This is a genomic window from Leifsonia sp. KNZ12-8B (genome assembly GCF_056755495.1).
Map to the genome: position 1 here is coordinate 1 of NZ_JBPGXM010000236.1, position 1904 is coordinate 1904.

The window sequence follows — 1904 nt, forward strand, 5'->3', positions numbered from 1 at the left end:
GGGGGGGGGGGGCCGGTGGTCCCCCCCCCCGCCCGCCCCCCCCGGCCCCCCCCCCCCGCGGGGCCCCCGCTCCTCTTTCTTTGCGCCCCCTCCGCGCTCGCTTGCACTCGCCCGGCGTGAGTGCCAGAATCGCTTTAGCACTCCATCTGATCGAGTGCTAATCATCGGAATCTTTCGCAGACGTCCGGGAGGGACGAGAAACACATGGCAAAGATCATCGCTTTCGACGAGGACGCCCGCCGCGGCCTCGAGCGCGGCCTGAACACCCTGGCCGACACGGTCAAGGTGACCCTGGGCCCGCGCGGTCGCAACGTCGTCCTCGAGAAGAAGTGGGGCGCCCCGACCATCACCAACGACGGCGTCTCCATCGCGAAGGAGATCGAGCTCGACGACCCGTACGAGAAGATCGGCGCGGAGCTCGTCAAGGAGGTCGCGAAGAAGACCGACGACGTCGCGGGTGACGGCACCACCACCGCGACCGTCCTCGCTCAGGCGCTCGTCAAGGAGGGCCTGCGCAACGTCGCGGCCGGCGCCGACCCCATCACGCTGAAGCGCGGCATCGAGAAGGCCGTCGCGGCCGTCACCGAGGAGCTCATCGCCAGCGCCAAGGAGGTCGAGACCAAGGAGGAGATCGCGGCCACCGCCTCCATCTCCGCCGGCGACACCACCATCGGCGAGATCATCGCCGAGGCGATCGACAAGGTCGGCAAGGAGGGCGTGGTCACCGTCGAGGAGTCCAACACCTTCGGCACCGAGCTCGAGCTCACCGAGGGCATGCGCTTCGACAAGGGCTTCCTGTCGCAGTACTTCGTGACCGACCAGGACCGCCAGGAGGCGGTCTTCGAGGACCCGTACATCCTCATCGCCAACCAGAAGATCTCCTCGATCAAGGACCTGCTGCCGATCGTCGACAAGGTGATCCAGGCCAACAAGCAGCTCCTGATCATCGCCGAGGACGTCGACGGCGAGGCCCTGGCCACGCTGATCGTCAACAAGATCCGCGGCATCTTCAAGTCGGTCGCCGTCAAGGCCCCCGGTTTCGGCGACCGCCGCAAGGCCATGCTGCAGGACATCGCGATCCTCACCGGCGGCCAGGTCATCTCCGAGGAGGTCGGCCTCAAGCTCGAGAACGTCACCCTCGACCTGCTCGGCCAGGCCCGCAAGGTCGTCATCACCAAGGATGAGACCACGATCGTCGAGGGCGCGGGCGACCCCGAGGCCATCGCCGGCCGCGTGGCCCAGATCCGCAACGAGATCGAGGCCACCGACAGCGACTACGACCGCGAGAAGCTGCAGGAGCGCCTCGCCAAGCTCGCCGGTGGCGTCGCCGTCATCAAGGCGGGCGCGGCCACCGAGGTCGAGCTCAAGGAGCGCAAGCACCGCATCGAGGACGCCGTCCGCAACGCGAAGGCCGCCGTCGAGGAGGGCATCGTCGCCGGTGGTGGCGTGGCCCTCATCCAGGCCGGCAAGACCGCGTTCGAGAAGCTCTCGCTCGAGGGCGACGAGGCGACCGGTGCGAACATCGTCAAGGTCGCCATCGAGGCGCCGCTGAAGCAGATCGCGATCAACGCGGGCCTCGAGGCCGGCGTCGTCGTCGCGAAGGTCCGCGAGCTCCCGGTCGGCCACGGCCTCAACGCCGCGACCGGCGAGTACGTCGACATGCTGGCCTCCGGCATCAACGACCCGGTGAAGGTGACCCGCTCGGCGCTGCAGAACGCCGCGTCGATCGCCGGCCTCTTCCTCACCACCGAGGCCGTCGTCGCCGACAAGCCGGAGAAGAACGCTCCGGTTGCGGCCGACCCGACCGGTGGCATGGACTTCTGAGTCCGGCCTAGCACCGCACGCACGACGAGAGGGCGTCTCCCGCACGGGAGGCGCCCTCTTCGCGTGCCGCCCCGCTCCGC

General features: G+C 68.8%; 1 protein-coding gene. It reads left to right on the forward strand.

What is annotated here, in order from left to right:
• Nucleotides 1-204: 204 nt before the first annotated feature.
• Complete coding sequence (gene groL / locus ACR9ZG_RS18750) at nt 205-1824, forward strand: chaperonin GroEL (RefSeq protein ID WP_481286356.1); 1620 nt, start codon at nt 205-207, stop codon at nt 1822-1824.
• Nucleotides 1825-1904 lie beyond the last annotated feature (80 nt).